Origin of the sequence: Prauserella aidingensis (genome assembly GCF_024171865.1) — a bacterium.
Lineage (GTDB): Bacteria > Actinomycetota > Actinomycetes > Mycobacteriales > Pseudonocardiaceae > Prauserella > Prauserella aidingensis.
Genome location: NZ_JAMTCN010000002.1, coordinates 210,138 through 233,651, shown reverse-complemented (window position 1 = coordinate 233,651; position 23,514 = coordinate 210,138). Strand labels below are relative to the sequence as shown.

The following is a 23,514-nucleotide window of genomic DNA, read 5'->3' as shown; positions in this document are numbered from 1 at the left end:
GCGGGCCTTCATCCGGGGATCGTCGGTACGGGGCGAAGTGGGGATCGCCGGGTCACACGGGCTCGGTGTGGTCGTGTCCGTGATGATGCACGGTGTCCTCGCACAGCGCGCTCTGCGCACCGGCGACGTGGATCTGCCCGCCGACCCGCACCACCTCCACCGGGGCGCCGTACAGCTCGGTGAGCGTCTCCGACGTCATCACCTCGGAAGGCGTGCCGATGAGGAAGCGGCCGCCGACCAGGTACAGCACGCGGTCGACGTGCGGCAGCACGGGGTTGATCTCGTGGGTCACGAACAGCACCGCGGTGCCGGTCTCGCGCCTGCGCCGTTCGATGAGCTCGGTGACGGTGCGCTGGTGCGTCAGATCGAGCGAGGCCAGCGGTTCGTCGCACAGCAGCAGGTCGGGTTCGCCGATCAGGGCCTGCGCCACGCGGAGCCGCTGTTGTTCACCACCGGAGAGGACACCGACCGGCGACGAGGCGTACGACGTCGCGCCGACCGATTCGACCGCCTCGTCGACCTTGCGCCTGCGCGCACGCATGCCGCGCACGCCGGTGCCCCAGCGGTCGCCGTCGAGCCCCAGGCCGACCAGGTCGCGGCCGCGCAGTGTCAGCTGCTGGTCCATGGCCCGCTGCTGGGGGACGTAGCCGACGCGGTGATTTCCCTTCCCCGGCGCCGTGCCCGCGACGCGGACCGTGCCCGCGCTGAGCGCCTGCAGCCCGAGCAGGACCTTGAGCAGGGTCGTCTTGCCGGAGCCGTTGGGCCCGAGCACGGCGACGAACTCCCCCGGCTCGACGCGCAGGTCGAGGCCGGACCACAGGGTGCGGTCACCGAACGCCAGCGCCGCGCCCTCGATCTCGACGGCGCCGGTTCCGGCCGCCGCTTCGCCCGTGCCCGTGGTGCTCACTGACCCAATGCTCCCGCCAACTTCTCGACCTGGCCGGTCATCCATGCAATGTAGTCGTCCTGGCCTTCCGGCAGCGTCTCGGTCATGTCGACCACCGGCACGTTCGCGTTTCCGGCCGCGCCCGTGAGCTTCTCGGTGACGGCCGTGACCGTCTGCGGGTTGTTGATCACCGCGTCGATGTCGCCGCCGTCGACCAGTTTCGTCACCCGCTGCTGCGCGGCCACCGGCACGTCGGTCTGGTTCTCGATGGCCCGCGTGTAGTCCTTCGGCGTGACGTCCTCGAGGCCCGCGTCGGCGAGCAGGTAGTGCGCGACCGGCGCGGTCGCCAGCACCCGGCCGTCGGGGACGTCGGCGATCTTCTGCTCGATCCCGTCGAGGCGCTTCTTGAACTCGGCCGCGTTGTCGGTGAAGGCCTGCTTCTGCTCCGGCGCGATCTTCGCCAGCTCGGCCGCGACCTTGTCGGCCACCTCGCCCACGACCTCGGGGTCGTACCAGACGTGTTCGTTGTCGCCGTCGGCGTGGCTGTGGCCTTCGTGCCCCTCGTCGCCGTGCCCCTCGTTGCCGTGCCCCTCGTTGCCGTGGCCCTCGTTGCCGTGCCCCTCGTCGCCGTGGCCCTCGTCGCCGGCCTGGCCCTCTTCGCCGTGGCCGTCCTCCGTGGCGTGATCGTCGTGACCGTCGTCCTGCTGGGCACGCAGGCCCTCGTTGCCGTGGTCGTGACCCTCGTGCTCGTCGCCGCTCTCGCCGCTCTCGTCGTGGTCGACGCCCGGTGCGCCGGTCTCGCCGCTGCCGCCGCTGCCGCCGCTGCCGCCACCGTGGTCGTGGGAGTGGCCGCCGCCGTCGTCCGGGACGGCCACGACGAAGCGCTTGCTCGTGGTCTGCTCCACGAGCTGGGTGAAGAAGTCGTCGTAACCGCCGCCGTTGTAGACGAGCAGGTCGCCGTCCTGGACGTCGGCGGCGTCCTCGGCGGTGGCCTCGTAGGAGTGCGGGTCCGAGGACGGGTCGTCGATGAGGGAGTTGACCTCCACGCGGTCGCCGCCGACGGCCTCGACCACCGAGCCCCAGACGTTGGTGGAGGCCACGACCGTGATCCCGGAGTCGTCACCGGAACCGCTGTCGGAGCCGCTGCACGCCGTCGCCGCCACGAGCGCCGCCGTCATGGGCACCGCCGTGAATACCCGCGCCTTGTTCATCGTCCACCACCCTGCCTGTGCCCGGAATCCGCTCCGGGAGCGCCGCCTGTCACGGTCAGTATAGATAATGGGAACCGTTCCCAACTGGGCGGCCACTGAAATCGGTGACGAAACCCCGACGGAGCGACGGGCCGGTCGACGTTGCGTCACCGACGTTGCATCGGCGGTGATCACCTCGGCGCCCACCGACCGGAGCGTGGCCTGCGCGGGATACCGCCCGTGACCGCGCAGGCGGCAGGCAAATGTGATCGACGCGGGCCTCAGGTTCTGCACCGTGTTCTGAACCGTTACGGTTTGTTCATGAACCGGCCGATGCGATCGAGGCGGCAGGCCACACTGGCGTCCCTCGCCGCCGAACTGGGCGTCTCGCGTACGACCGTGTCCAATGCCTACAACCGGCCGGACCAACTGTCGCCCGAGCTGCGCAAACGCGTCCTCGAGACCGCGAAGCGCCTCGGCTACGCCGGACCCGACCCGGTCGCCCGCTCGCTGCGCACCCGAAAGGCAGGCGCCGTCGGCCTGCTGCTCACGGAGAACCTCTCCTACGCCTTCCGCGACCCCGCGGCCACCGGCGTGCTCGAAGGCCTCGCGCTCGCGTGCGAGGACGCGGGCGTCGGCCTCACGCTCGTGCCCGGCAGCCCCGGCAACGAGGACGTCGCCGCCGTGCAGCGCGCGGGCGTCGACGGCTTCGTCGTCTACTCCGTACCCGACGACGACCCGCACCTGGAGGCCGCGCTGCAGCGGCCCGTGCCGACCGTCATCGTCGACCAGCCGCAGCTCGACGGGTTGGATCGCGTCGGCCCTGACGACGAGGCCGCGACCGTCGAGCTCGCCAACCACGTCGTCGGCCTGGGCCACCGGCAGGTCGGCGTGCTGTGCATGCGCCTGTCGAGCGACCGCAACGACGACTTCGCGTCGCTCTACCGCCAGCAGGACGCCCACTACCACGTGCAGCGGGCGCGGCTCGCGGCGTTGCAGCGCACGTTCGAGGCCGCGGGCGTGCCGTGGGACTCGGTTCCCGTGGTCGAGCGCTTCGACCACCACGTGGACGACGGCGCATCGGCCGCTCGCCAGCTGCTCGACAAGCACCCGCGCGTGACGGCCCTGATCTGCACGTCCGACATCCTCGCCCTCGGCGCGCTCGCGGAGGCGGGCCGTCGCGGCCTGCGCGTACCCGCCGACCTGACGATCACCGGCTTCGACGGCATCGGCGAGGCGACGCGCGCCGGCCTGACGACCGTCCACCAGCCGGTGCTGGAGAAGGGCAAGGCGGCGGGCAAGCTGCTCCTCGGCGCGGGCGACCGCGTCGCGTCGAAGGTCATCACCCTGCCGACCGAGCTGCGGGTGGGCACCACGTCGGCCCCGCCAAGGACCGCGGAGCAGCACTGGTTCGGCCCGTGAACCGACCGCCACGGTGATGAACGCCAACCGGACTTGTGTCGGCGACGCGAGGCGAGTCAGATAGGCGTCATGACCGCGATCGACCTGCTCCTCAAGCGCAACGCCGAACTCGGTGACGCCGTCACCGGCGACCGCTCGTCCCCCCGGCCCTCCCAGCACGTCGCGATCCTGACGTGCATGGACGCCCGCATCCGCGTGTTCCAGCTGCTCGGCCTGATCGAAGGTGAGTCGCACATCCTGCGGAACGCAGGTGGCGTCGTCACCGACGACACGATCCGGTCGCTCTCGCTGAGCCAGCGCAAGCTCGGTACCCGCGAGGTCATGGTCATCCAACACACCGACTGCGGGCTGAACTCGGTGACCGACGACGGTTTCAAGGACGAACTCGAAGCCGACACGGGACTGCGCCCGACATGGGCCGTCGAGGCCTTCCGCGACGTCGAGGCCAGCGTGCGCACGTCCTGCAGGCGGGTGCAGCAGAGCCCGTTCCTGCCGCACCGCGATCTGGTGCGCGGTTTCGTCTACGACGTCCACACGGGCCGGTTGTCCGAGGTGCCGCAGGCGGCGGAGTGACCTGCTCGGCGGTCGGGGTGGGGAGTGTTTTAATGCCCCGGTGTCCCTGACCGCCGATATCGCCTCCGAAACGCTGCTCGACTGGTTCTCCGACACCGCGCGCGACCTGCCGTGGCGCAGGCCCGACTGCGACGGCTGGGGTGTACTGATCAGCGAAATCATGCTCCAGCAGACGCCCGTCGCGCGGGTGGAGCCGATCTGGCACGAGTGGCTGGAACGGTGGCCGAAGCCGTCCGCGCTGGCGGCGGCGACGCAGGCCGAGGTGCTGCGCGCGTGGGGCAAGCTGGGCTACCCGCGCCGGGCGCTGCGACTGCACACGGCCGCCGACGTGATCGCCCGTGAACACGGCGACGTCGTGCCCGACGACGTCGACACCCTGCTCGCGCTGCCCGGCATCGGGGCGTACACGGCACGGGCCGTCGCGGCGTTCGCCTACGGCAAGCGCACGCCCGTCGTCGACACGAACGTCCGCCGGGTCGTGGCACGTGCGGTGCACGGCGCGGGCGATGCCGGTCCCGCGTCGAACACGAAGGACATGGCCGACGTCGAGGCGCTGCTCCCCGCCGACGAACGCCGTGCGGCGACGATGTCGGCGGCTCTGATGGAGCTGGGCGCGCTCGTCTGCACCGCACGTGCGCCGCAGTGCGCGGACTGCCCGATCGTCGACGACTGCGCCTGGGTCCGCGCGGGCAAACCCGCCTACGACGGTCCCGCCAAGCCGGTGCAGAAGTTCGCCGGGACGGATCGGCAGGTGCGCGGTCTGCTGCTCGACGTGCTGCGCGGAACCGACGAACCCGTGCCCAAGACGCGGCTCGACGTCGTGTGGGACCGGGCAGGCCAGCGCGACCGCTGCCTCGACTCGCTGCTCACGGACGGCCTCGTCGAGCAGACCGCCGACGGCAGGTTCGCACTGCCCGGGGAGTACTGACCGGTGAGCACGGGGCCTCCGGCGACGACCGCGCGACGGCTCGTCGGCCCGTTCACCGGCCCGGTCGCTGGCCCGTTCAGGTGAAACCGAAGTGTGCGTTATGTCCACTACGGCAGCGGTTTCCGCAGGTCGCGCCCTCACCCAGGGACGAAAAGTTTTCACGGTGGTGACCCGCAATTCGTCGGTGATTATTCGCGACCATTGATGTTTCGTGCTCCGATGTCCCCACGCAGCGACATCCAGTGGAGGGAGCTCGAACGACATGTCCGACCAGCCCGAATTCCACCGTCGCACCCTGCTGCAAGGCGGACTGGCCGTCACCGCCGCAGGCGCCCTCACCGCCCTCGGCACCGCGCATGCGGGTGCGGCGCCCGCGGCCGCACCGCGGGGTGTGACCCCGAGGGCCGACCAGCCCCTCATCTACACCACGGTCGACTGGGGCGCGCAGGCGCCGACCCAGGACCCGATCATCCTCGACCACCCGCCGACCTACATCGTCGTCCACCACACCGCCGGCGCGAACAGCGAGGACTACTCGGTCGAGCACGCCTTCCAGGTCTCGCGGGACATCCAGCAGCTGCACATCGACAACGGCTGGGGCGATTCGGGCCAGCAGTTCACCAACAGCCGCGGCGGCCACATCACCGAGGGCAGGCACCACTCGCTCGAAGTCGTCCAGGGCGGCACGCGGCACGTGCAGGGCGCGCACGTCGGGGGCAACAACTCGACCTGTATCGGCATCGAGAACGAGGGCATCTACGTCGACGTGGACGTCACGCAGGCGCTGTGGGACTCGCTCGTGCAGCTGGTCGCGTGGATGGCCTCGCAGTACGGCGTCACCACGGACCTGATCACGGGGCATCGCGACTTCAACTCCACCCAGTGCCCGGGTGACGTTCTCTACGGCAGGCTGCCGGAACTGCGGAAGGCCGTGGCGGCGCAGCTCGGCACGCGCGCGGCGCACCCGACGTCCTGGCCGCTGCTGACGCCGGGCGACGCGGGCCCGCAGGTGCGCACGGCGCAGACGTTGCTGCGCGAGCGCGGCGCGAACGTCCCCACCGACGGCGTGTTCACCGCCGCCATGGCCCGCGAGGTGGCGAAGTTCAAGCGCGCGAACGGCGTCGAGCAGCTGACGTGCGGCGCGTCGGTGCACCGCAGCGCTGACGAGAGCGGCTACCTCGGCGCCGACGTGTGGCCCCTGCTCGCGGCGACGGGCGCCGAGCGCGAGGAGCTGCGAACCCGCCTGGCGCAGTAACCCGCCGTGTTGCGGATCCCGGGGACCGTGTTGCGGATTCCGGAGACCGTGTTGCGGTTTCCGGGCGCCGTGTTGCGGCCCCAGGAGGCCGTGTTGCGGATTCGGGAGGCTGTCGTGCTCAGCGGCTCAGCACGCCGGACAGAAAGGCCTCGACGGCGCCGCGGTACTCGTCCGGTGCGCTGTCGTGCACCACGTGTCCGGCGCCTTCGACGACGACGTGCCGTCCGCCCGCCCGGCGGGCCAGTTCGGCCTGCTGACCCGCCGGCATGACCGTGTCGCCGGCCTCGACGACGAGCAGCGGACATCCGACCTTGTCCACATAGGCCCAGTAGTCACGGCGTCCCCACTCGGCGGCGATCGTGTACAGGTCGTCGAGCTCGGCGATGAGGTGGTAGCCGTCCGCGCGTTCCTCGAAGCATTCCACGAAGTACTCACCGGTGTCGCCGAAGAACTCACGGACGTGGGCCAGTGATGCGAAGGGCTGCGGCCACGACTCGAAGTGGCCTCGCCACGTCTCGACGGTCCGGCCACGCAGGTCCGGAGCGAAGTCCTCGATCACGACCGCGTGTACCAGTTCCGGCCGGGTCGCGGCGAGCGTGAGTGCGTGCAGCCCGCCCATCGAATGTCCGATCACCACGGCGGGTCCCGCATCGAGCCGTTCGACGAACTCGGCGACGTCGCCGGCGAAGTCCTCCGTGGTGGCGGGTAGCGGGCGGGGGTTGCGGCCGTGCCCGCGCGCGTCGAGGCCCACGACGTCGCCGTAGGGCTCCAGCCACCGCGCCACCCGCCACCACGTCGTCGCCCTGCCCATCAGCCCGTGCAACAGCACGATCGGCTGTCCCGCGCCGCCGAACCGCACGGCGCCGTCGCCCAACCGCATCTACGCTCTCCCTATGGCCATTCGCCGGGCCGGATCCTGCGTGCTCGCTCTCGTGTGCACCCTAGCGGCGTGCACCCCCGGCGGGGACGAGCCGCAGGCAGACAGCTCGCAACGCCCGTCGACCGCGTCGACGGGCGAGCGGCCCGGCGCGGTGCAACAACGACCCGCGGAGCCGGGTGCGCCGGGGATCGGCGACCCGTACTACCCCGACGCGGGCAACGGCGGCTACGACGCGCAGGGTTACGACGTGTCGGTGCGGTACGACCCGGGCTCCGGAGTGCTCCACGGCGACTCCACGATGACGGCCCGCGCGACCGAGCCGCTCAGCAGCTTCAATCTGGACCTGCGCGGGATGACGGTCGAATCGGTGCACGTCGACGGTGCCCCCGCGCGGTTCGCCCGTCGGGGCGCTCACGAGTTGGTGATCACCCCGGCGCAGCCGACGCCGGCCGACGAGCGTTTCCGGGTGCGGGTGCGTTACCACGGCACACCCGGCCGGACCGAGAGCGGCCTCGGCAGCAACGGCTGGCACCGGACGCCGTCCGGCGGCGCGTTCGTGATGGGAGAGCCGCCGTCGGCGTCGTTCTGGTACCCGGCGAACGACCATCCGCGAGACAAGGCCACGTTCCGCCTCACCGCGCGAGTGCCGGAAGGGTGGCAGGCGGTGTCGGTCGGCCGCGAGGAGGGCAGGTCGACCCGCGACGGCTGGACGACGTCACGGTGGGTCGAACCGGAACCCGTGGCCGGTTACCTGACGACCGTGGCGGTCGACCGGTTCGACGTGGTCCGGCGTGAACTCGACGACGGCACGCCCGTGTTGAACGCCTTTGCGCCGGGGTCGGAGGACCTGCGGGCCGAGGCGCGGCGCACCGGCGAGATCGTGCGGTTCCTCGAGTCGCGATTCGGCCCGTATCCCGCAACCACCGCGGGCGGCATCTACCTCGGCGCCGACACCGGCTACGCGCTCGAGACACAGGGACGGCCCACCTACGACGCCACCGCGAACCTGTCGACGATCGTGCACGAACTGGCGCACCAGTGGTACGGCAACGAGGTGTCCGTGTCGTCGTGGGCCGACATCTGTCTCAACGAGTGCTTCGCAAGCTATGCGCAGTGGCTGTGGGCCGAGGGCAAGGAGGGCGACGACCTCGACGCCCGGTACCACGACGCCGTCGACTCCGTGCCGCGGGACTTCTGGGAGCCGCAGCTCTACGACATGGGCGCGGGCAACGAGTTCTCGGGCGTGTACGACAAGGGAATCCTCGCGATGCACGCGTTGCGCAGGCAGCTCGGGGAGAAGACGTTCTGGCGTGTGATGCGTTCCTGGCCCCGTGAGCACGCGGAGGGCAATGCGTCGTGGCCGGAGTTCGAACGGTTCACCGAACGGGTCTCCGGCAGGAACCTCGACGGGTTCTTCGCCGCATGGTTCCGTCAGAGCGGCCGCCCCGGGGAGCAGCAGCTGTATCCGGGAACGCTGTCGAACTGAGTCGCCAATGCGGTCCACATCGGACTTTCCGGATGTCGGAATGTGTCGCGATGCGGACGACTTCGCGGTCGCCGCCCGTCCCGATTCCCGTCCGGGCGTGTCGAAGGCTCGCGGAGATCCGGGGCGGCTGCGGAGGACGTCGGCACGGCGTGGACAACCGGCCGGGCGGGCGTTGCTGCGACGCCACCCCACTCGCCAGTACCCTCGGCGTCATGGCTGTTGTGAAGATCAACGCGATCGAGGTTCCCGAGGGCGCGGGGCCCGAACTGGAGAAGCGGTTCGCCGCGCGGAAGGGATCGGTCGACAACGCTCCCGGATTCCTCGGTTTCGAACTGCTGCGCCCGGTCTCCGGCGAGAACCGCTACTTCGTCTACACCAAGTGGGAGACGGAAGAGGACTACCAGGCCTGGGCGCAGGGCGGCGCGAAGGAAGCCCACGCGGGCGAGCAGCAGAAGCCGGTCTCCAGTGGGGCCAACCTGCTGGAGTTCGAGGTCGTCCTCGGCTCGTCGCCCGACTCCTCGGACGAGTGAACGACCCGCTCGACCATGCCGGCGAGCTCGAGCGCGCGGCGGAGCTGATCGGCTCCGCCGACGCGCTGCTCGTCTGCGCCGGTGCGGGCATGGGCGTCGACTCGGGGCTGCCCGATTTTCGCGGGGACGAGGGGTTCTGGCGCGCCTACCCGCCGTACGCCCGGCTCGGGCTCAGCTTCGTCGAGGTCGCCGACCCGGTGCACTTCGCCGCGGACCCCGAACTCGCCTGGGGCTTCTACGGCCACCGCCTCGAACTGTACCGCCGCACGACGCCCCACCCCGGGTTCGACATCCTCCGCCGCTGGGCCGAGCGCAAACCCGGCGGCGCCCACGTCTTCACGTCCAATGTGGATGGCCAGTTCCAGAAGGCCGGCTTCGCCGGTGTCGCCGAGGTGCACGGTTCGATCCATCACCTGCAGTGCCTGACCGGTTGTTCCGCCGGCATCTGGCCTGCCGACGAGGTGACCGTCACCGTCGACGACACGACCATGCGCGCCGTGGAACCGCTTCCGTCGTGTCCGGGCTGCGGTGCCGTCGCCCGGCCGAACATCCTCATGTTCGGTGACGCCGACTGGCTCGGTGAGCGTTCCCAGCCGCAGCTCGACGAGCTCCAGACGTGGCGGCGCCGCACCGACGGCCTCGCCGTCGTCGAACTCGGCGCCGGCACGGCGGTGCCGACCGTACGCAGGCACGCCGAGCTGGCCAGCGCCGCCGACGGCGGGTTGATCCGCATCAACCCGCGCGAACCCGAGGTCCGCCACGGCCGCGGCATATCCCTCCCCATCGGCGCATTGGACGCGCTGACGGCCATCGATGCACGGTTGAACGGCTGACACCCACCCCGTCCGCGCCGATCCCAGGGAGCCCCCACCATGACCATCCTGGTAACCGGAGCCACCGCCAACATCGGCCGCAAGACCGTCGACCACCTGCTCGAACGCGGCGCCACGAACGTCCGCGCCCTCACCAACAACCCCACGAAAGCCGACCTGCCCGACCACGTCGAGGTCGCGGACGGCTACCTGCGCAGGCTCCACAGCCTCCCCGAGGCCTTCGAGGACGTCACCCGCATGTATCTGGCGCCGACCCCCGACACGGTCGTCGACGTGCTGGAACTCGCCCGCGAGGCAGGGGTCGGCTACATCGTGGATCTCTCCGGCGAGCACGAATCCTGGTGGGGCACCGTCACGCGCGCGGTCGAGGACTCCGGCATCCCGTGGACGCACCTGTGGCCAGGGGATTTCATGGAGAACTCGACGCTATGGGCCGACCAGATCCGCCGGACCGGCGCCGTGCACGAGCCGTACCCGAACGCCGCGAGCGCTCCGATCGCCATGGACGACATCGCCGCCGTCGCCGCCACCGCACTGCTCGATCCCACGCCGGGCACGTCGCATCTGCTCACCGGTCCCGAGACGCTGACCCGGACCGAGCTGGTCGCCCACCTCGCCGCGGCGACGGGCAACGACATCCGGTTCGTCACGTCGTCCCGCGAGGACACCCTCACTCACCTACGACCTTCGATGGGCGAGAACGCCGAGTTCTACGTCGACAACGTTCTGCCGCTGCTCAACACCGAGCCGGTCCCGGCCAACACCACGGTCGAGGCTGCCACGGGCACGCCGGCCACGACGTTCGCTGGCTGGGCCCACGCCAACGCCGACGCCTTCCGCTGACCCCGGCGCCGGCAGGCGCCCTCCGCGCCTGCGAAGGAAAACCTGCTACGTTCGCCGGCGTGACTACCGGGACGGCCACGCGCCACACACGGATCGGTGACCCGGTGCTCCACTGAGCGCCCGCGGCCCGCATCGGGCACCCCTCGGCCGCGAGACCGGCGTCGGTGCGCGAGCTCCGCCTCCGAAGTGTTGATCACAGATTCAATCGATCAACTACGACCGGAGGATTTATGCCCATCGAGACTCTGCAGATTTCGACCCCGGACGGCAGGGCCGACGCATTCGCCGTCATGCCCGGCCACGGCGAACGGCATCCCGGGGTGCTGATGTATCCGGACGGCTTCGGCATCCGCCCCACGCTGCGGACAATGGCCGGCGAACTGGCCGAGCACGGGTATTTCGTACTCGTGCCGAACACCTTCTACCGGCATGGCCCGTCGCCGGTGATCGACCTTCCCGAATACATCGGAGACGACGTCCGTCACCAGCTCATGGCTCAGTTGATGCCCCTGATCCAGGCTCACTCCACTGAACGTGTCCTGACGGACGCCGACGCCTATCTCGATTTCCTCGCGGGCCGGCCCGAGGTCGCTCCCGGAGCCGTCGCCGTGACCGGTTACTGCATCGGCGGGCTCCACGCGGTGCACACCGCAGCCGCTCACCCTGAGCGAGTCGCCGCCGTCGCCGCATTTCACGCACCGGTGGGCGCCGCCGGGCATGAGGTGCTTTCCGCCCTCGCGTCCACCGTCCACTTCGGCCACGCCGAGGGCGACTTGACCGCAGCCGAACTCGGGGAGCTCAATCAGCTCCTGGATGACGCAGGTGTCAACCACACCTCGGAGATCTACCCGGGCACGGCCCACGGCTTCACCATGTCCGACACCGAAGCGTTCAGTTCCGCCGGGTTCGAGCGCCACTGGGACCGGCTACTGCCCCTGCTGGAGCACGGCTTTGCCGAGAGCTGACGCAGCGACCACACGGGGTCTTCGGTCACCGTGGCTCGTGTTGCGTCCCGGGGACGCGACACGAGCCCATGACGAGCGGCGCACCGTCGTTAATCGTGAGGGTTGGCAGCCGGGCGACTGGGCGCAACACGGCCCCTGGAATCCGCAACACGGTCCCTGAAAAGCGGAACACGGCCGCCGGAGAACACAACACGGTCCCCGGAAAGCGCAACACGCGGGTCTGAGTGCAGGACACGCGGATACGGAAACGGCGGGCACCGCCTACGCGGTGCCCGCCGTTTGCCTAGTCGGCCGTTTCTGTCTACTCGGCCGTTTGCCTAGCCAGTTGTTCCGGTCTGCCTACTCGGTTTTCCGGTCTGCCTACTCGGCGTTCGTCACTCCGACTCGGCCTCGCCGGAGCCCGAACCCGAGCCTTCCTCGCCCGCGGCAATGCTCACCGGCGGCGTGTCCGGAACGTCGACCGGCTTCTGCTCACCGCGGAAGGTGAACGTGGCCTGGTCGTCCTTCTCGTCGCCGACTTCCCAGCCCTCGACGTCCACGATGATGATCTGGCCCGGCTCGACCTCGCCGAACAGGATCTTCTCGGACAGCTGGTCCTCGACCTCGCGCTGGATGGTCCTGCGGAGCGGACGGGCACCGAGCACCGGGTCGAAGCCGCGCTTGGCGAGCAGCGCCTTCGCACGGTCCGTGAGCTCGATGGCCATGTCCTTGCCCTTCAGAGCCTCCTCGACACGGGTAACCATGAAGTCGACCATCTCGATGATCTGGTCCCGCGTGAGCTGGTGGAAGACGATGATGTCGTCGATCCGGTTGAGGAACTCGGGCCGGAAGTGCTTCTTCATCTCCTCGTTCACGCGCTGCTTCATCTTCTCGTAGCGCGTCACCTCGTCGTTGCCCGACGAGAAGCCGAGGCTGACGGACTTGGAGATGTCCGACGTGCCCAGGTTCGAGGTGAAGATCAGCACCGTGTTCTTGAAGTCCACCGTGCGGCCCTGACCGTCGGTCAGGCGGCCGTCCTCGAGGACCTGCAACAGCGTGTTGTAGATCTCCTGGTGGGCCTTCTCGATCTCGTCGAACAGGACCACCGAGAAGGGCTTGCGGCGCACCTTCTCGGTGAGCTGGCCGCCCTCCTCGTAGCCGACGTAGCCCGGAGGAGCACCGAACAGCCGCGAGGCGGTGTAGCGGTCGTGGAACTCACCCATGTCGATCTGGATGAGCGCGTCGTCCTCACCGAACAGGAAGTTCGCCAGCGCCTTGGACAGCTCGGTCTTACCGACACCGGACGGGCCGGCGAAGATGAACGAACCGGACGGGCGCTTCGGGTCCTTCAGGCCGGCACGCGTGCGGCGGATCGCCTGCGACACGGCCTTGACCGCGTCCTCCTGGCCGATGATCCGCTTGTGCAGCTCGTCCTCCATGCGGAGCAGCCTCGTGGTCTCCTCCTCGGTGAGCTTGAACACCGGGATGCCGGTCCAATGGGCGAGGACCTCGGCGATCTGCTCGTCGTCGACCTCCGCGACGACGTCCAGGTCACCGTCCTTCCACTGCTTCTCGCGCTCGGACTTCTGCGACAGGAGCTGCTTCTCCTCGTCGCGCAGGTTGGCGGCCCGCTCGAAGTCCTGGCCGTCGATGGCCGACTCCTTGTCCCGGCGCACGTCGGCGATTTTCTCGTCGAACTCACGCAGGTCCGGCGGAGCGGTCATCCGGCGGATGCGCATCCGCGCGCCCGCCTCGTCGATCAGGTCGATCGCCTTGTCCGGCAGGTACCGGTCGTTGATGTAGCGGTCGGCCAGCGTGGCCGCGGCGACCAGCGCGGAGTCGGTGATCGACACGCGGTGGTGCGCCTCGTAGCGGTCGCGCAGGCCCTTGAGGATCTCGATCGTGTGCTCGAGCACCGGCTCGCCGACCTGGATCGGCTGGAAACGGCGCTCCAGGGCGGCGTCCTTCTCGATGTACTTGCGGTACTCCTCGAGCGTCGTCGCACCGATGGTCTGCAGCTCACCGCGGGCCAGCATCGGCTTGAGGATGCTCGCGGCGTCTATGGCACCTTCGGCCGCTCCCGCTCCGACGAGCGTGTGCAGCTCGTCGATGAACAGGATGATGTCGCCGCGGGTCTTGATCTCCTTGAGGACCTTCTTCAGTCGCTCTTCGAAGTCACCGCGGTACCGCGAACCGGCGACCAGCGAGCCGAGGTCCAGCGTGTAGAGCTGCTTCTCCTTCAGCGTCTCGGGCACCTCGCCCTTGACGATGTTCTGCGCGAGCCCCTCGACGACGGCCGTCTTGCCGACGCCGGGCTCACCGATCAGCACCGGGTTGTTCTTGGTGCGGCGCGAGAGCACCTGCATGACGCGCTCGATCTCCGAGTTCCGGCCGATCACCGGGTCGAGACCGCCGTCGCGCGCAGCCTGCGTCAGGTTGCGGCCGAACTGGTCGAGCACCAGCGACGAGGACGGGGTGCCCTCGCCACGGCCACCGCCGGCCTCCTGCGGCTCCTTGCCCTGGTAGCCGGACAGGAGCTGCAGCACCTGCTGGCGCACACGGTTGAGGTCCGCGCCGAGCTTGACCAGCACCTGGGCCGCGACGCCCTCACCCTCGCGGATGAGGCCGAGCAGGATGTGCTCCGTACCGATGTAGTTGTGGCCGAGCTGCAGCGCCTCGCGCAGTGACAGCTCCAGCACCTTCTTGGCACGCGGCGTGAAGGGGATGTGCCCGCTCGGGGCCTGCTGCCCCTGGCCGATGATCTCCTCGACCTGCTGACGGACGCCCTCAAGCGCGATACCCAACGACTCGAGCGCCTTGGCGGCGACACCTTCACCCTCGTGGATCAGACCCAGGAGGATGTGCTCGGTGCCGATGTAGTTGTGGTTGAGCATCCTGGCCTCTTCCTGGGCCAGGACGACCACCCGCCTCGCGCGGTCGGTGAACCTCTCGAACATTCCCACTCCCTCGACTGCTGCGCCGGCGGCCCGACCCATCGGTTCCTCGTGATGGGTTCGGCACCGTGAGACCACTCTAGTAGCCATGCGTGTCCGGTGGCCTACCACTCACACGAATCCGGCGGGTCCGCCGTCGGGCTCGCCGGATGGTGCCATTCCAGGGTTGTCGCTGGCTACGGCGCTGTTTCCGCTGGGTCCAACGAGTACGCGGCGACCACGATTCCCCGTCGCCGGGCGTGTCCGCTTCCGGCGAACACGCCCCGGACCGTGCGTCACGCGCCGTGTCCAGCCGGTTCGGGCTCCCACTCTTTCCCCATCGTGTCACTCGACCGGCGCAGCGCACGACGCAGGTTTAGGTTAGGCTCCCCTTATAGGCACTCGACACCGGTGGCGCCCGCCATCGTGTCGTCACACCGTTGGAGCAAGCCGTGACCGTCGACCGATCCGTGCGTGACGCTGCACACAACACCGTCGGCGACGCGGGTGTCGGCGCCCCCACGGGGAGTCGCCGGATCGGTGACGGCTCCGCAGGCACCACGCTCGCCACATCGCTGGCCCGGGTCGACGCGGCCCAGGACCGGTTCACGCTCACCGACTCGGCCTCCGGTCCCGGCTGGATCCGCTGCTCCGACCTGCTCGACGACCCGCAGCGATTCGCCTCCTGGTGGACCCGCACCGCCACGTGGCTTCACGAGACCTACGGCGACGCGCCGGGCCGCACCGCATTCGCCTACGTCATGTCCTGGTACCTGCGCATCCCCGCGTACGCGGGCGCGGCACTGCTGTTCCACGAACGCCGCGTGCCCTCGCTCCGGCCCGCAGACCTGGCCGTGCGCCTCCCCGACCGCGGACGGCCGAGTCCCGAGGCCATCGCCGTCCTCGGCAAGGGCTTCGCCTGCCTGCCGTTCGACCCGGCGTGCGCCGACCCGCAGACCTCCGTCGCCTCCGACGAACGGGAGCTCGCGGCGGTACTGCGTGGCCGCTACACCGCCCACGCCGCCCGCTTCGTCCGCACCTACCGCGGCGTGAGCCCGCTCGGCACGCGCACCCTGTGGTCGGCCGCCACCGACGCGCTCGACGACTGCCTCTGGTGGGCCGGCCGTGACTGCGGCGATGAGGGCGGCGGCGTCGCCGACGCCACGCTGGTGCTCGACGCCGCGTTCGCACCGCTGACGGCGCCGTCGACACCGGCACTGCAGCAGCGACCGCCACCACGGGGATCAGAACCACGACAACTAGAGCGGGCGCGGGCCCGCACGACTCACCCGCAGCGGCCACGCCCACGAACCGGTTCGGCCGGTCCACCCGGTCAGGGCCGCCAAGCCGGATCCCGGCCCGCCAGCCCCAGGGCCCTGTCCATCGCCGGTGCCGACGCGGGGACCTCGACCTCCGGGCCGAACGCGCCCATCCGCCTGCCCTGCTCGGCCATCCCGCTCAGCACGTCGACGGCCTCGCCCGCGACGGACGAGGCCCACCCGCCACCGGGATTCGCCGCCGTCGCGAGGTCCCAGCCGTGCACCACGAACTCGGCCAGCACCATCCGGCCGACCATCGACCGCGGCAGCTCGGATCCGGCGATCGAAGCCGTCCCCTCCCACGAGGCCGGGTCACCCCACGCCTCGCCCAACCGTTCCGTGAGCGCGGCGAGGTCCGTGTCGTCGGCGGGCGCCGCACCCGCGGGAGAGGCCGCGAGCAGGCCGGGACCCCAGTACCGCAGGTGTTCGAGCAGGTCGGCGACCGTGAAATCGGCACACGGCGTGGGACGGGACGTCTCGGCGTCGGAGATTCCGGCGAGCACGTCGACCAGTTCACGCGCGGCGACCGGGAGGGCACCGGCGACTGTGTCGTTGTCGGTCATGCGGCCATCGAACCGCAGCACGGCCGTCGGCGCCACCACCGATCACGAAGGGTGAATCACCCGAACGGGCGCGGCCGCGGGTAACCGTCGTCACAAATACGAAGGGCCTCCCGGTTGCGACACCGGGAGGCCCTTCGAAGGCTCGTTCGAACGCGGAGCTGCTGCGCGGCGTCCGGGAATGCCCACTCAGTTCTTGCGGTGGTAGGCGTCGACGACCTCGGACGGGATACGACCGCGGTCGGAAACGTCGTAACCGTTCTTGCGAGCCCAGGCGCGAATGGCCTGGTTCTGCTCACGGTCGACCGCGGCACTGCGGCCCGCCTGCGGCTTCGATGCGGTGGCACGGGTCGTGCGCTTGCGACCACCGGCCCGACGGGCGTGTTCGACGTACTGCGCGAGCGCGTCACGCAATTCCTCGGCGTTTTCCGCCGAGAGGTCGATCTCGTACGTCACACCGTCCAGACCGAACTCGACGGTCTCTTCCGCCTCCGACCCGTCAAGGTCGTCGACGAGGGAGACGAGAACTTTCTGCGCCATCCTTGCTTTCCTCCTGTGAAACCTGCGATAGACCGATGGGACCGCCGATCCCCATCGGTGCCGGAAACCTCATCGAACCGTACAACCGAACCGGCTTGTCGATCCGGCCGGGCGAGCGGTCCCCATGAGGCAAAGTCGGGGAACTGCTGACAGTAATACCCCCGCGAACTCATAAAAGCAAATCAGACGCCCGAGTTTTGTCGGGTTTCCCGATGGATGGGAGACGACTTCACCTCGCCTCCCATCCCCACCTGCGGATCGAAACTATTCGGGCCGGACCAGCGGAAACAGGATGGTTTCCCGGATACCGAGGCCGGTGAGGGCCATGAGCAGCCGGTCCACTCCCATTCCGGCACCACCGGTGGGCGGCATTCCGTACTCGAGCGCCCGAAGGAAATCCTCGTCGAGCTGCATGGCCTCTTCGTCGCCGCCCGCCGCCAGCGTGGACTGGGCGGTCAGCCGCTCCCTCTCGATGACCGGATCGACCAGTTCCGAGTAGCCGGTGGCCAGCTCGAATCCCCGCACGTACAGGTCCCACTTTTCCGCGATCCCGGGCTTGGTCCGGTGCGCACGAGTCAGCGGCGAGGTTTCCTCGGGGAAGTCGCGCACGAATGTCGGCGCGTACAGATGGTCGCCGACCAGCTCCTCCCACAGTTCTTCCACCAGCTTGCCGTGGGTGAGCTTCGGATCGACCTCGATGCCGCGCGCCTCGGCGACGGCGTGCAGTTTCTCGGCCGTCGTTTCCGGCGTGACTTCCTCACCGAGCGCTTCGGAGAGCGACTCGTACATTGTGATCGACGCCCACTCGCCCGAGAGGTCGTACTCCGTTCCGTCGTGGAGCGTGACGATCTGTGAACCGAATGCGGCCTCGGCGGCTTCCTGGACGAGCTGTTTCGTCAGGTCCGCGATTGTGTCGTACGTCGCATACGCCTCGTAGTATTCGAGCATCGCGAACTCGGGGGAATGGGACGAGTCGCTGCCCTCATTCCGGAAGTTGCGGTTGATCTCGAAGACCTTCTCGATACCGCCGACCACACACCGCTTCAGATACAGCTCCGGGGCGATGCGGAGGTAGAGGTCCATGTCGAAGGCGTTGGAATGGGTCGTGAACGGCCTGGCCGAGGCCCCGCCGTGCAGCGTCTGCAGCATCGGCGTCTCGACCTCGGTGAATCCGCGGCCGTGGAAGGAATCACGCAGCGCGCGCAACACGTTCGCGCGCGTGCGCACCACCTCACGGGCCCGCGGGCGCACGATCAGGTCGGCGTAACGCTGCCGGACCCGCGACTCCTCCGACATCTCCTTGTGCGCGACGGGCAGCGGGCGCATCGCCTTCGAGGTGAGCTGCCACGCATCGACCATGACCGACAGTTCGCCACGCTTGGAGGTGATCACCTCGCCGTGGACGAACACGTGGTCGCCGAGGTCGACGTCCGATTTCCACGCCGACAGCGACTCCTCGCCGACGTTGGCCAGGCTCAGCATCGCCTGCAGTTCCGTGCCGTCGCCCTCACGCAGCGTGGCGAAGCACAGCTTGCCGGTGTTGCGCATGAACATGACACGGCCGGTCACGCCCACGATGTCGCCTGTCTGCGTGTCCGCGGGCAGGTCGGGGTGGGCCGCGCGCACCTGCGCGAGCGTGTGCGTACGCGGCACCTCGACGGGGTACGGCTCGGTGCCGCCGGCGAGCAGGCGATCACGCTTGTCCCGGCGCACCCGCAGCTGCTCCGGCAGGTCGTCGTCGCTCTGGGAGTGTTCCGGGATATCGCTCATGCGCACCAGCGTACGAATGGCCCGTGCGAGGTCGTGAACCGGCTCCTGTCATCCGCCGAGCGGATGCGGACTGCTATTTCCGTCCTGAACAGCGGCCGGTTCCGCGTTCGGCATTCCGTTCGTGGACGAGCTTGAGACCCAGCAGCGTCAGGTCGGGCCGGTGCTCGGTGATGGTCTCGGACTCGCCCAGCACGAGCGGTGCGAGACCACCCGTGGCGATCACCTCGACGGGGCCGTCGCCCAGCTCTTTCGAGATCCGTCGGACGAGGCCGTCGACCTGACCCGCGAAACCGAACAGAATGCCGGACTGAAGACATTCGACGGTGGTCTTCCCGATCACCGAACGGGGCGGGGTCAATTCGACCTTCCGCAGCGCCGCGGCGCGCGCCGCGAGCGCGTCGACCGAGATCTCGATCCCCGGGGCGAACGCACCGCCGAGGAATTCACCCTTCGCCGAGATGGCGTCGACGTTCGTGGACGTGCCGAAGTCGACGACCACACAGGCGGAGCCGCACAGGTGGTAGGCGGCCAGCGTGTTGACCAGCCGGTCCGCCCCGACCTCCTTCGGGTTGTCGACGTGCAGCGGGACGCCGGTGCGCACGCCCGGCTCGACGACCACTGTGGGCACGTCGGCGTAGTAGCGGCCGAGCATCACCCGTAGCTCGCGGAGCACGGCGGGCACGGTCGACAACGCGCTGATCGCCGTGACCCGGTCGGCGTGCTCGCCGAGCAGGCCGCGCATGGTCAACGCCAGCTCGTCGGCGGTGATCTGTGCGTCGGTGCGCATGCGCCAGTCGCGCACCAGTTCGACGCGGGAACCCTCCTCGGGATACAGACCGAGCGAGATGTTGGTGTTCCCGACGTCGATGGTGAGCAGCACGCGAGTCTCAGCTCTCCGCGTACAGCAGGGCGTCGAGGCGGGCGGCATCGGCGGTCTCGGCGACCGGGAACGCGGGCAGCTCGCCCTCGATGAAGGCGTGCCCGGTGTCGTCGATCGGCAGGGCCCCGGAGACGAGGCCGGAGCCCTCCGGGGCGTGGCCCGCGTCGGCGCCGCGGTCGGCGATGCGGTTGTCGGCGTCGACGAAGATCACGCGCGGCCGGAACGTCCTGGCCTCGGCGTCGTCCATCTGGCCGTAGGCGATGAGGATGACGATGTCGCCCGGGTGCACCAGGTGCGCCGCAGCGCCGTTGATGCCCAGCACCCCGCTGTCACGCTCGCCCGGGATGACGTACGTCTCGAGCCGCGCTCCGTTCGTGACGTCCACAATGGCCACGAGCTCGCCCGGCAGCAGGTCGGCGGCCTCCATCAAGGTCTCGTCCACCGTCACCGAGCCCACGTAGTGCAGATCGGCCTGCGTCACCGTGGCTCTGTGGATCTTCGACTTGAGCATGGTGCGGTACATCTTCGACTCCCTTAGTACCCCTGCTGAGACGGAGTTGTTCCCGCTGGGGCGGCGTTGCGGCCGTCGTCGCCTGCCACGTCGTCGTGTTCCGCCTCGTCCTGGTCGTCGCCCAGTCCTGCGGCGGCGGCACCGAGCGGTACCGGCGTGTTGTCGATCAGCCTGGTCCGGCCGAGCCTGGCCGCGATCAACAACCTCGCCTCACCATCGACGGGTGCGGGCCCCAGATCGGTTCCCCTCAACTCCAAGTATTCGATCTCGATTTCCGGATGCGCCGCCAGTTCCCTGCGCGCGGCCTCGAGCACCGCCTCCGCACCGTCGGCTCCCGCGTTCACGCCCATCCCCAAGGCGGTCGACAGGACGGCGGCACTGCGTCGATCCTCTTCGGACAGATATGCGTTCCGCGACGACAGGGCCAGCCCGTCGTCCTCCCGCACCGTCGGCACCCCGACGATGCGCGTCTCCATGTTCAGGTCCGCGACCATGCGCTTGACCAGGACCAGCTGCTGATAGTCCTTCTCCCCGAAGAAGGCGTAGTGCGGGCGTGCGATGTTCAGCAACTTGGCCACCACGGTGAGCATGCCGCCGAAGTGCCCCGGCCGCATCTCGCCTTCGAGCTCGGCGCCGAGCGGGCCGGGGTCGAGCGTCACTGCGACGCCCGACTCGCCGTACAGGTCCTCGACCTCGGGGACGAACACGAGCTCGACGCCGAGTTCCCGCAGCGTGTCGAGGTCCTGGTCGAGGCTGCGCGGGTAGGCGTCGAAGTCCTCACCCTCGCCGAACTGCAACGGGTTCACGAAGATCGACACGGCGACGACCGTGTTCGGCAACCGCTTGGCCCTGCGGATCAGCTCACGATGCCCGTCGTGCAGCGCACCCATCGTGGGCACCAGCGCGACGTTGCGGCCCACTCCGCGCAGCGCTGCCGTCACCTGCGACACCTCGGTGGGCCTGCGGTAGACGTTCAGCTCGCCTCGGGTGAACTTCGGCGTGTTCTTCGGGAAAGTCATGGGGTTCGCTGCCTGTCACGATCGGTTGTCGAGGAGGTTTTCCAGTTCGGCTGCCGCGTCGTCGCCGAGCAGCCCCGCGAGCTTCGCCCGCGCCACCGTGCGGCGAGCCAGCGCCGCGTAGGTGGGTGCGACGTCGGGGGCCCGTTCCGCCAGCACCCGCAGGTGCTCGGTCACGGTTCCGGTGTCGCCGCGCGCCACCGGCCCGGTGAGCGCGCGGCCGCCGTGGCGGAGGGAGTTGTCGAGCGAGGCCGACAGCAACGGCGCCACGACCCGGTCCGGGTGGTCGACGCCTGCGTCGGCGAGCAGGTCGACACTGTCGGCGACGATCGTGGCCAGGTGATTCGCGCCGTGAGCCAACGCCGCGTGGTAGATCGGGCGGGCGGCCTCGGGAACCCGCACCGGCTCGGCACCCATCTCGACCGTCAGTGCCTCGCCGACGTGCCAGGCCGCGTCGTCACCGGACGCCGCGGTGATGCCGATACTGGCCGTGGTCAGCCGCTCCACGTCCTCGGCGCGGCCCGTGAAGGTCATGACCGGATGCAGCGCCAACGGCAGGGCACCCGCGTCGGCGGCGGCACGGAGCACGCCTACCCCGTGGGCGCCGGACGTGTGCACGACGATCTGGCCGGGACGCAGCGCGTCCGCACCGGCCAGACCTGTGGTCATGGGTTCGAGGACGTCGTCCGGCAGCGCCAGCAACACCAGGTCGGCGCGGCGGGCGACCTCGTCGGGCGGCAGGATCTCGGCGTCCGGCAGCAGCTGTTCGGCGCGGCGGACGGAGGCGTCCGACACCGCACTGACCGCGGTCACGGCGTGTCCGGCGCGAGTCAGTGCCGCACCGAGAACACTGCCGACACGTCCCGCCGACACGACGCCCACCGAGAGGCGGGCGGGCCGCGTCATCGCGCGCCCCTTCGGAGGCTCATGGCCGCAAAACTCCCCAAACTCGTTCCAGTCCCGACCTCGTCGCGGGTACCAGACGACACCGCGAGCGTAGCGGCAATCCGCATTCCGTCACGCGCTCGGGTGACACGCTTCACCCGGTGCGCGCGAGGCTCACGGCGTCGGCTCTCGTCTGCCTGGCCTCGGCCAGCAGGTCGTCGTGACGTGCGCGTTCGTCGTCCGTCGTGACTCCCCTGCGGCGCAGGAACGCCAACTCGGTCACGGCGGCCTGGTAGTCGCCCACGGCTCTCGCGGCCTCGGAACCCGACTCGCGGCGCGCCTGCTTGCGCCAACGCCGCCGCGCGGCCAGGTCCGCCAGCAGGTCGATCTCCGACTGTGCGATCCAGCCGCGGCGGGCCATCGCGGGCAGTGCCCCGGCGACGACGCGCTGCTCCCGGCGCCGCTGCCACACCACGATCAGGCCGACCCCGATGAACAGCGGCGCCATGATCAGGAAGTAGACGTTGAGGAACGTGTGCGCCCCGCCGAGGGTCGCCGCGGCGTTCCACAGCGCGTGCAGGCACACGGCCCCGATGTAGGAGACCACCGGCAGTATGAACCGGGCTGCGCCGTAGTAGCGCTTCTGCACCGTCAGCGCCACGCCGATGCCGATGACCACGGAGAACAGCGGATGCGCGAACGGTGACATCACGCCGCGCAGCGTGAACGCCGCGAGGACACCCGAGGACATGCCGTCGCCGAAGCCGGCCTCGTTGAACGCGCTCGCGAAGTAGTAGACGTTCTCGGTGAACGCGAACCCCGCAGCGCTGAACCCCGCGTAGACGATGCCGTCGACGACGCCGTTGAACTCGCTCCGCCGATGCCACAGCACGGCCACGAGCGGCACCGCCTTGATCGCCTCCTCCACGAGGGGCGCGGAGATGACGGTGGCGATCCTGTTGCCGCCCTCGAAGCCGAGGAGATAGTCGCCGACGCTCTTGGCGGTGTCGTTGACCAACAGCGCCAGCAGCGTCGCCACGCACGCGCCCCACAGGAAGGTCAACAGCAGGTACTTGGCGGGCTCGGGCTCCCACCGGTCCACCCACAGCAGCGCGGCCGTGACGATCGAGACCGGCACCACGGCTGCGATCACGCCCACGATCACGGGAAGCGCTCCCGCCCGGACGGTGACCAGGCCGAACACGATCAGGCCGCAGATCGCGACCGCGACCATGCCGGTCACCGGCACCAGCACGGTGACCAGACGTGTCATGTTCCGCCGGGCGTGCCGCACGACGGTCGCCGCTCCGTTCACGCCGCGCAGGGTAGT

Annotated in this window: 20 protein-coding genes and 1 pseudogene; 9 read left to right on the top strand and 12 right to left on the bottom strand. The window is 69.7% G+C overall.

Annotated features, from left to right (window positions below):
• Positions 1-52: 52 nt before the first annotated feature.
• Both LY13_RS03090 and LY13_RS03085 read right to left on the bottom strand, forming a co-directional pair.
• The gene (locus LY13_RS03090) at positions 53-907 is read right to left on the bottom strand and encodes a metal ABC transporter ATP-binding protein (RefSeq protein WP_253826589.1); all 855 of its coding nucleotides are present in this window, start codon (positions 905-907) and stop codon (positions 53-55) included.
• Positions 904-2,097: a metal ABC transporter solute-binding protein, Zn/Mn family gene (locus LY13_RS03085; protein ID WP_253826588.1), complete on the bottom strand. Its 1,194-nt coding sequence runs from the start codon at positions 2,095-2,097 to the stop codon at positions 904-906. Before LY13_RS03085 ends, LY13_RS03090 begins: the two co-directional genes overlap by 4 nt.
• Positions 2,098-2,397: 300 nt before the next feature.
• On the opposite strand from LY13_RS03085, the gene LY13_RS03080 reads away from it, so the two are divergent.
• From LY13_RS03080 to LY13_RS03065, 4 genes are all read left to right on the top strand, one after another.
• Positions 2,398-3,498, top strand: coding sequence for a LacI family DNA-binding transcriptional regulator (locus LY13_RS03080; RefSeq protein WP_253826587.1), 1,101 nt, complete (start codon positions 2,398-2,400; stop codon positions 3,496-3,498).
• Positions 3,499-3,567: 69 nt separating this feature from the next.
• Positions 3,568-4,071 (top strand): beta-class carbonic anhydrase, encoded by a 504-nt coding sequence (locus LY13_RS03075; protein WP_253826586.1) that lies wholly within the window; start codon positions 3,568-3,570, stop codon positions 4,069-4,071.
• Positions 4,072-4,111: 40 nt separating this feature from the next.
• Positions 4,112-4,999 carry an HhH-GPD family protein gene (locus LY13_RS03070; RefSeq protein WP_372493728.1) on the top strand — a complete coding sequence of 296 codons (888 nt, stop codon included), beginning with the start codon at positions 4,112-4,114 and terminating at the stop codon, positions 4,997-4,999.
• 262 nt (positions 5,000-5,261) lie between these two features.
• Entirely contained in the window at positions 5,262-6,254 is a 993-nt protein-coding gene (locus LY13_RS03065; protein ID WP_253826585.1) for a peptidoglycan recognition protein family protein, read from the top strand.
• A 118-nt stretch (positions 6,255-6,372) separates the two neighbouring features.
• Here LY13_RS03065 and LY13_RS03060 read toward each other — a convergent pair whose 3' ends face one another.
• On the bottom strand, positions 6,373-7,134 hold the full coding sequence (locus LY13_RS03060) for an alpha/beta fold hydrolase (protein ID WP_253826584.1): 762 nt from the start codon (positions 7,132-7,134) through the stop codon (positions 6,373-6,375).
• Between the two features lie 13 nt (positions 7,135-7,147).
• On the opposite strand from LY13_RS03060, the gene LY13_RS03055 reads away from it, so the two are divergent.
• The 5 genes from LY13_RS03055 to LY13_RS03035 all read left to right on the top strand — a co-directional run bounded on the left by LY13_RS03055 (position 7,148) and on the right by LY13_RS03035 (position 11,791).
• On the top strand, positions 7,148-8,620 hold the full coding sequence (locus LY13_RS03055) for a M1 family metallopeptidase (protein ID WP_253826583.1): 1,473 nt from the start codon (positions 7,148-7,150) through the stop codon (positions 8,618-8,620).
• Positions 8,621-8,832: 212 nt separating this feature from the next.
• A complete protein-coding gene (locus tag LY13_RS03050) occupies positions 8,833-9,150 on the top strand; it encodes an antibiotic biosynthesis monooxygenase family protein (RefSeq protein ID WP_253826582.1) in 318 nt (105 codons plus the stop codon).
• Positions 9,147-9,983, top strand: a complete 837-nt coding sequence (locus LY13_RS03045; protein WP_253826581.1) for an SIR2 family NAD-dependent protein deacylase — start codon at positions 9,147-9,149, stop codon at positions 9,981-9,983. The genes LY13_RS03050 and LY13_RS03045 overlap by 4 nt, the downstream gene beginning before the upstream one ends.
• A gap of 39 nt (positions 9,984-10,022) precedes the next feature.
• A complete protein-coding gene (locus LY13_RS03040) occupies positions 10,023-10,826 on the top strand; it encodes an SDR family oxidoreductase (protein ID WP_253826580.1) in 804 nt (267 codons plus the stop codon).
• Between the two features lie 230 nt (positions 10,827-11,056).
• Positions 11,057-11,791 (top strand): dienelactone hydrolase family protein, encoded by a 735-nt coding sequence (locus LY13_RS03035; protein ID WP_253826786.1) that lies wholly within the window; start codon positions 11,057-11,059, stop codon positions 11,789-11,791.
• A 374-nt stretch (positions 11,792-12,165) separates the two neighbouring features.
• Here LY13_RS03035 and LY13_RS03030 read toward each other — a convergent pair whose 3' ends face one another.
• The 9 genes and pseudogenes from LY13_RS03030 to LY13_RS02990 form a co-directional block, all read right to left on the bottom strand.
• The gene (locus LY13_RS03030; RefSeq protein WP_253826579.1) at positions 12,166-14,727 is read right to left on the bottom strand and encodes an ATP-dependent Clp protease ATP-binding subunit; all 2,562 of its coding nucleotides are present in this window, start codon (positions 14,725-14,727) and stop codon (positions 12,166-12,168) included.
• Between the two features lie 1,309 nt (positions 14,728-16,036).
• Positions 16,037-16,585, bottom strand: a complete 549-nt coding sequence (locus LY13_RS26125) for a TIGR03086 family metal-binding protein (RefSeq protein WP_372493727.1) — start codon at positions 16,583-16,585, stop codon at positions 16,037-16,039.
• A 186-nt stretch (positions 16,586-16,771) separates the two neighbouring features.
• Complete coding sequence (locus LY13_RS03020) at positions 16,772-17,122, bottom strand: histone-like nucleoid-structuring protein Lsr2 (RefSeq protein WP_183649029.1); 351 nt, start codon at positions 17,120-17,122, stop codon at positions 16,772-16,774.
• Positions 17,123-17,386: 264 nt separating this feature from the next.
• Complete coding sequence (gene lysS / locus LY13_RS03015) at positions 17,387-18,892, bottom strand: lysine--tRNA ligase (RefSeq protein WP_253826577.1); 1,506 nt, start codon at positions 18,890-18,892, stop codon at positions 17,387-17,389.
• Between the two features lie 73 nt (positions 18,893-18,965).
• Complete coding sequence (locus LY13_RS03010) at positions 18,966-19,772, bottom strand: type III pantothenate kinase (protein WP_253826576.1); 807 nt, start codon at positions 19,770-19,772, stop codon at positions 18,966-18,968.
• Between the two features lie 7 nt (positions 19,773-19,779).
• Positions 19,780-20,295, bottom strand: coding sequence for an aspartate 1-decarboxylase (panD, locus tag LY13_RS03005; protein WP_253826575.1), 516 nt, complete (start codon positions 20,293-20,295; stop codon positions 19,780-19,782).
• Positions 20,296-20,306: 11 nt separating this feature from the next.
• On the bottom strand, positions 20,307-21,302 hold the full coding sequence (panC, locus tag LY13_RS03000; protein ID WP_253826574.1) for a pantoate--beta-alanine ligase: 996 nt from the start codon (positions 21,300-21,302) through the stop codon (positions 20,307-20,309).
• 15 nt (positions 21,303-21,317) lie between these two features.
• Positions 21,318-22,214, bottom strand: a pseudogene (locus LY13_RS02995) (Rossmann-like and DUF2520 domain-containing protein); the annotation flags it as partial.
• Positions 22,215-22,338: 124 nt separating this feature from the next.
• The gene (locus tag LY13_RS02990; RefSeq protein WP_253826785.1) at positions 22,339-23,457 is read right to left on the bottom strand and encodes a PrsW family intramembrane metalloprotease; all 1,119 of its coding nucleotides are present in this window, start codon (positions 23,455-23,457) and stop codon (positions 22,339-22,341) included.
• Between the last annotated feature and the right edge of the window lie 57 nt (positions 23,458-23,514).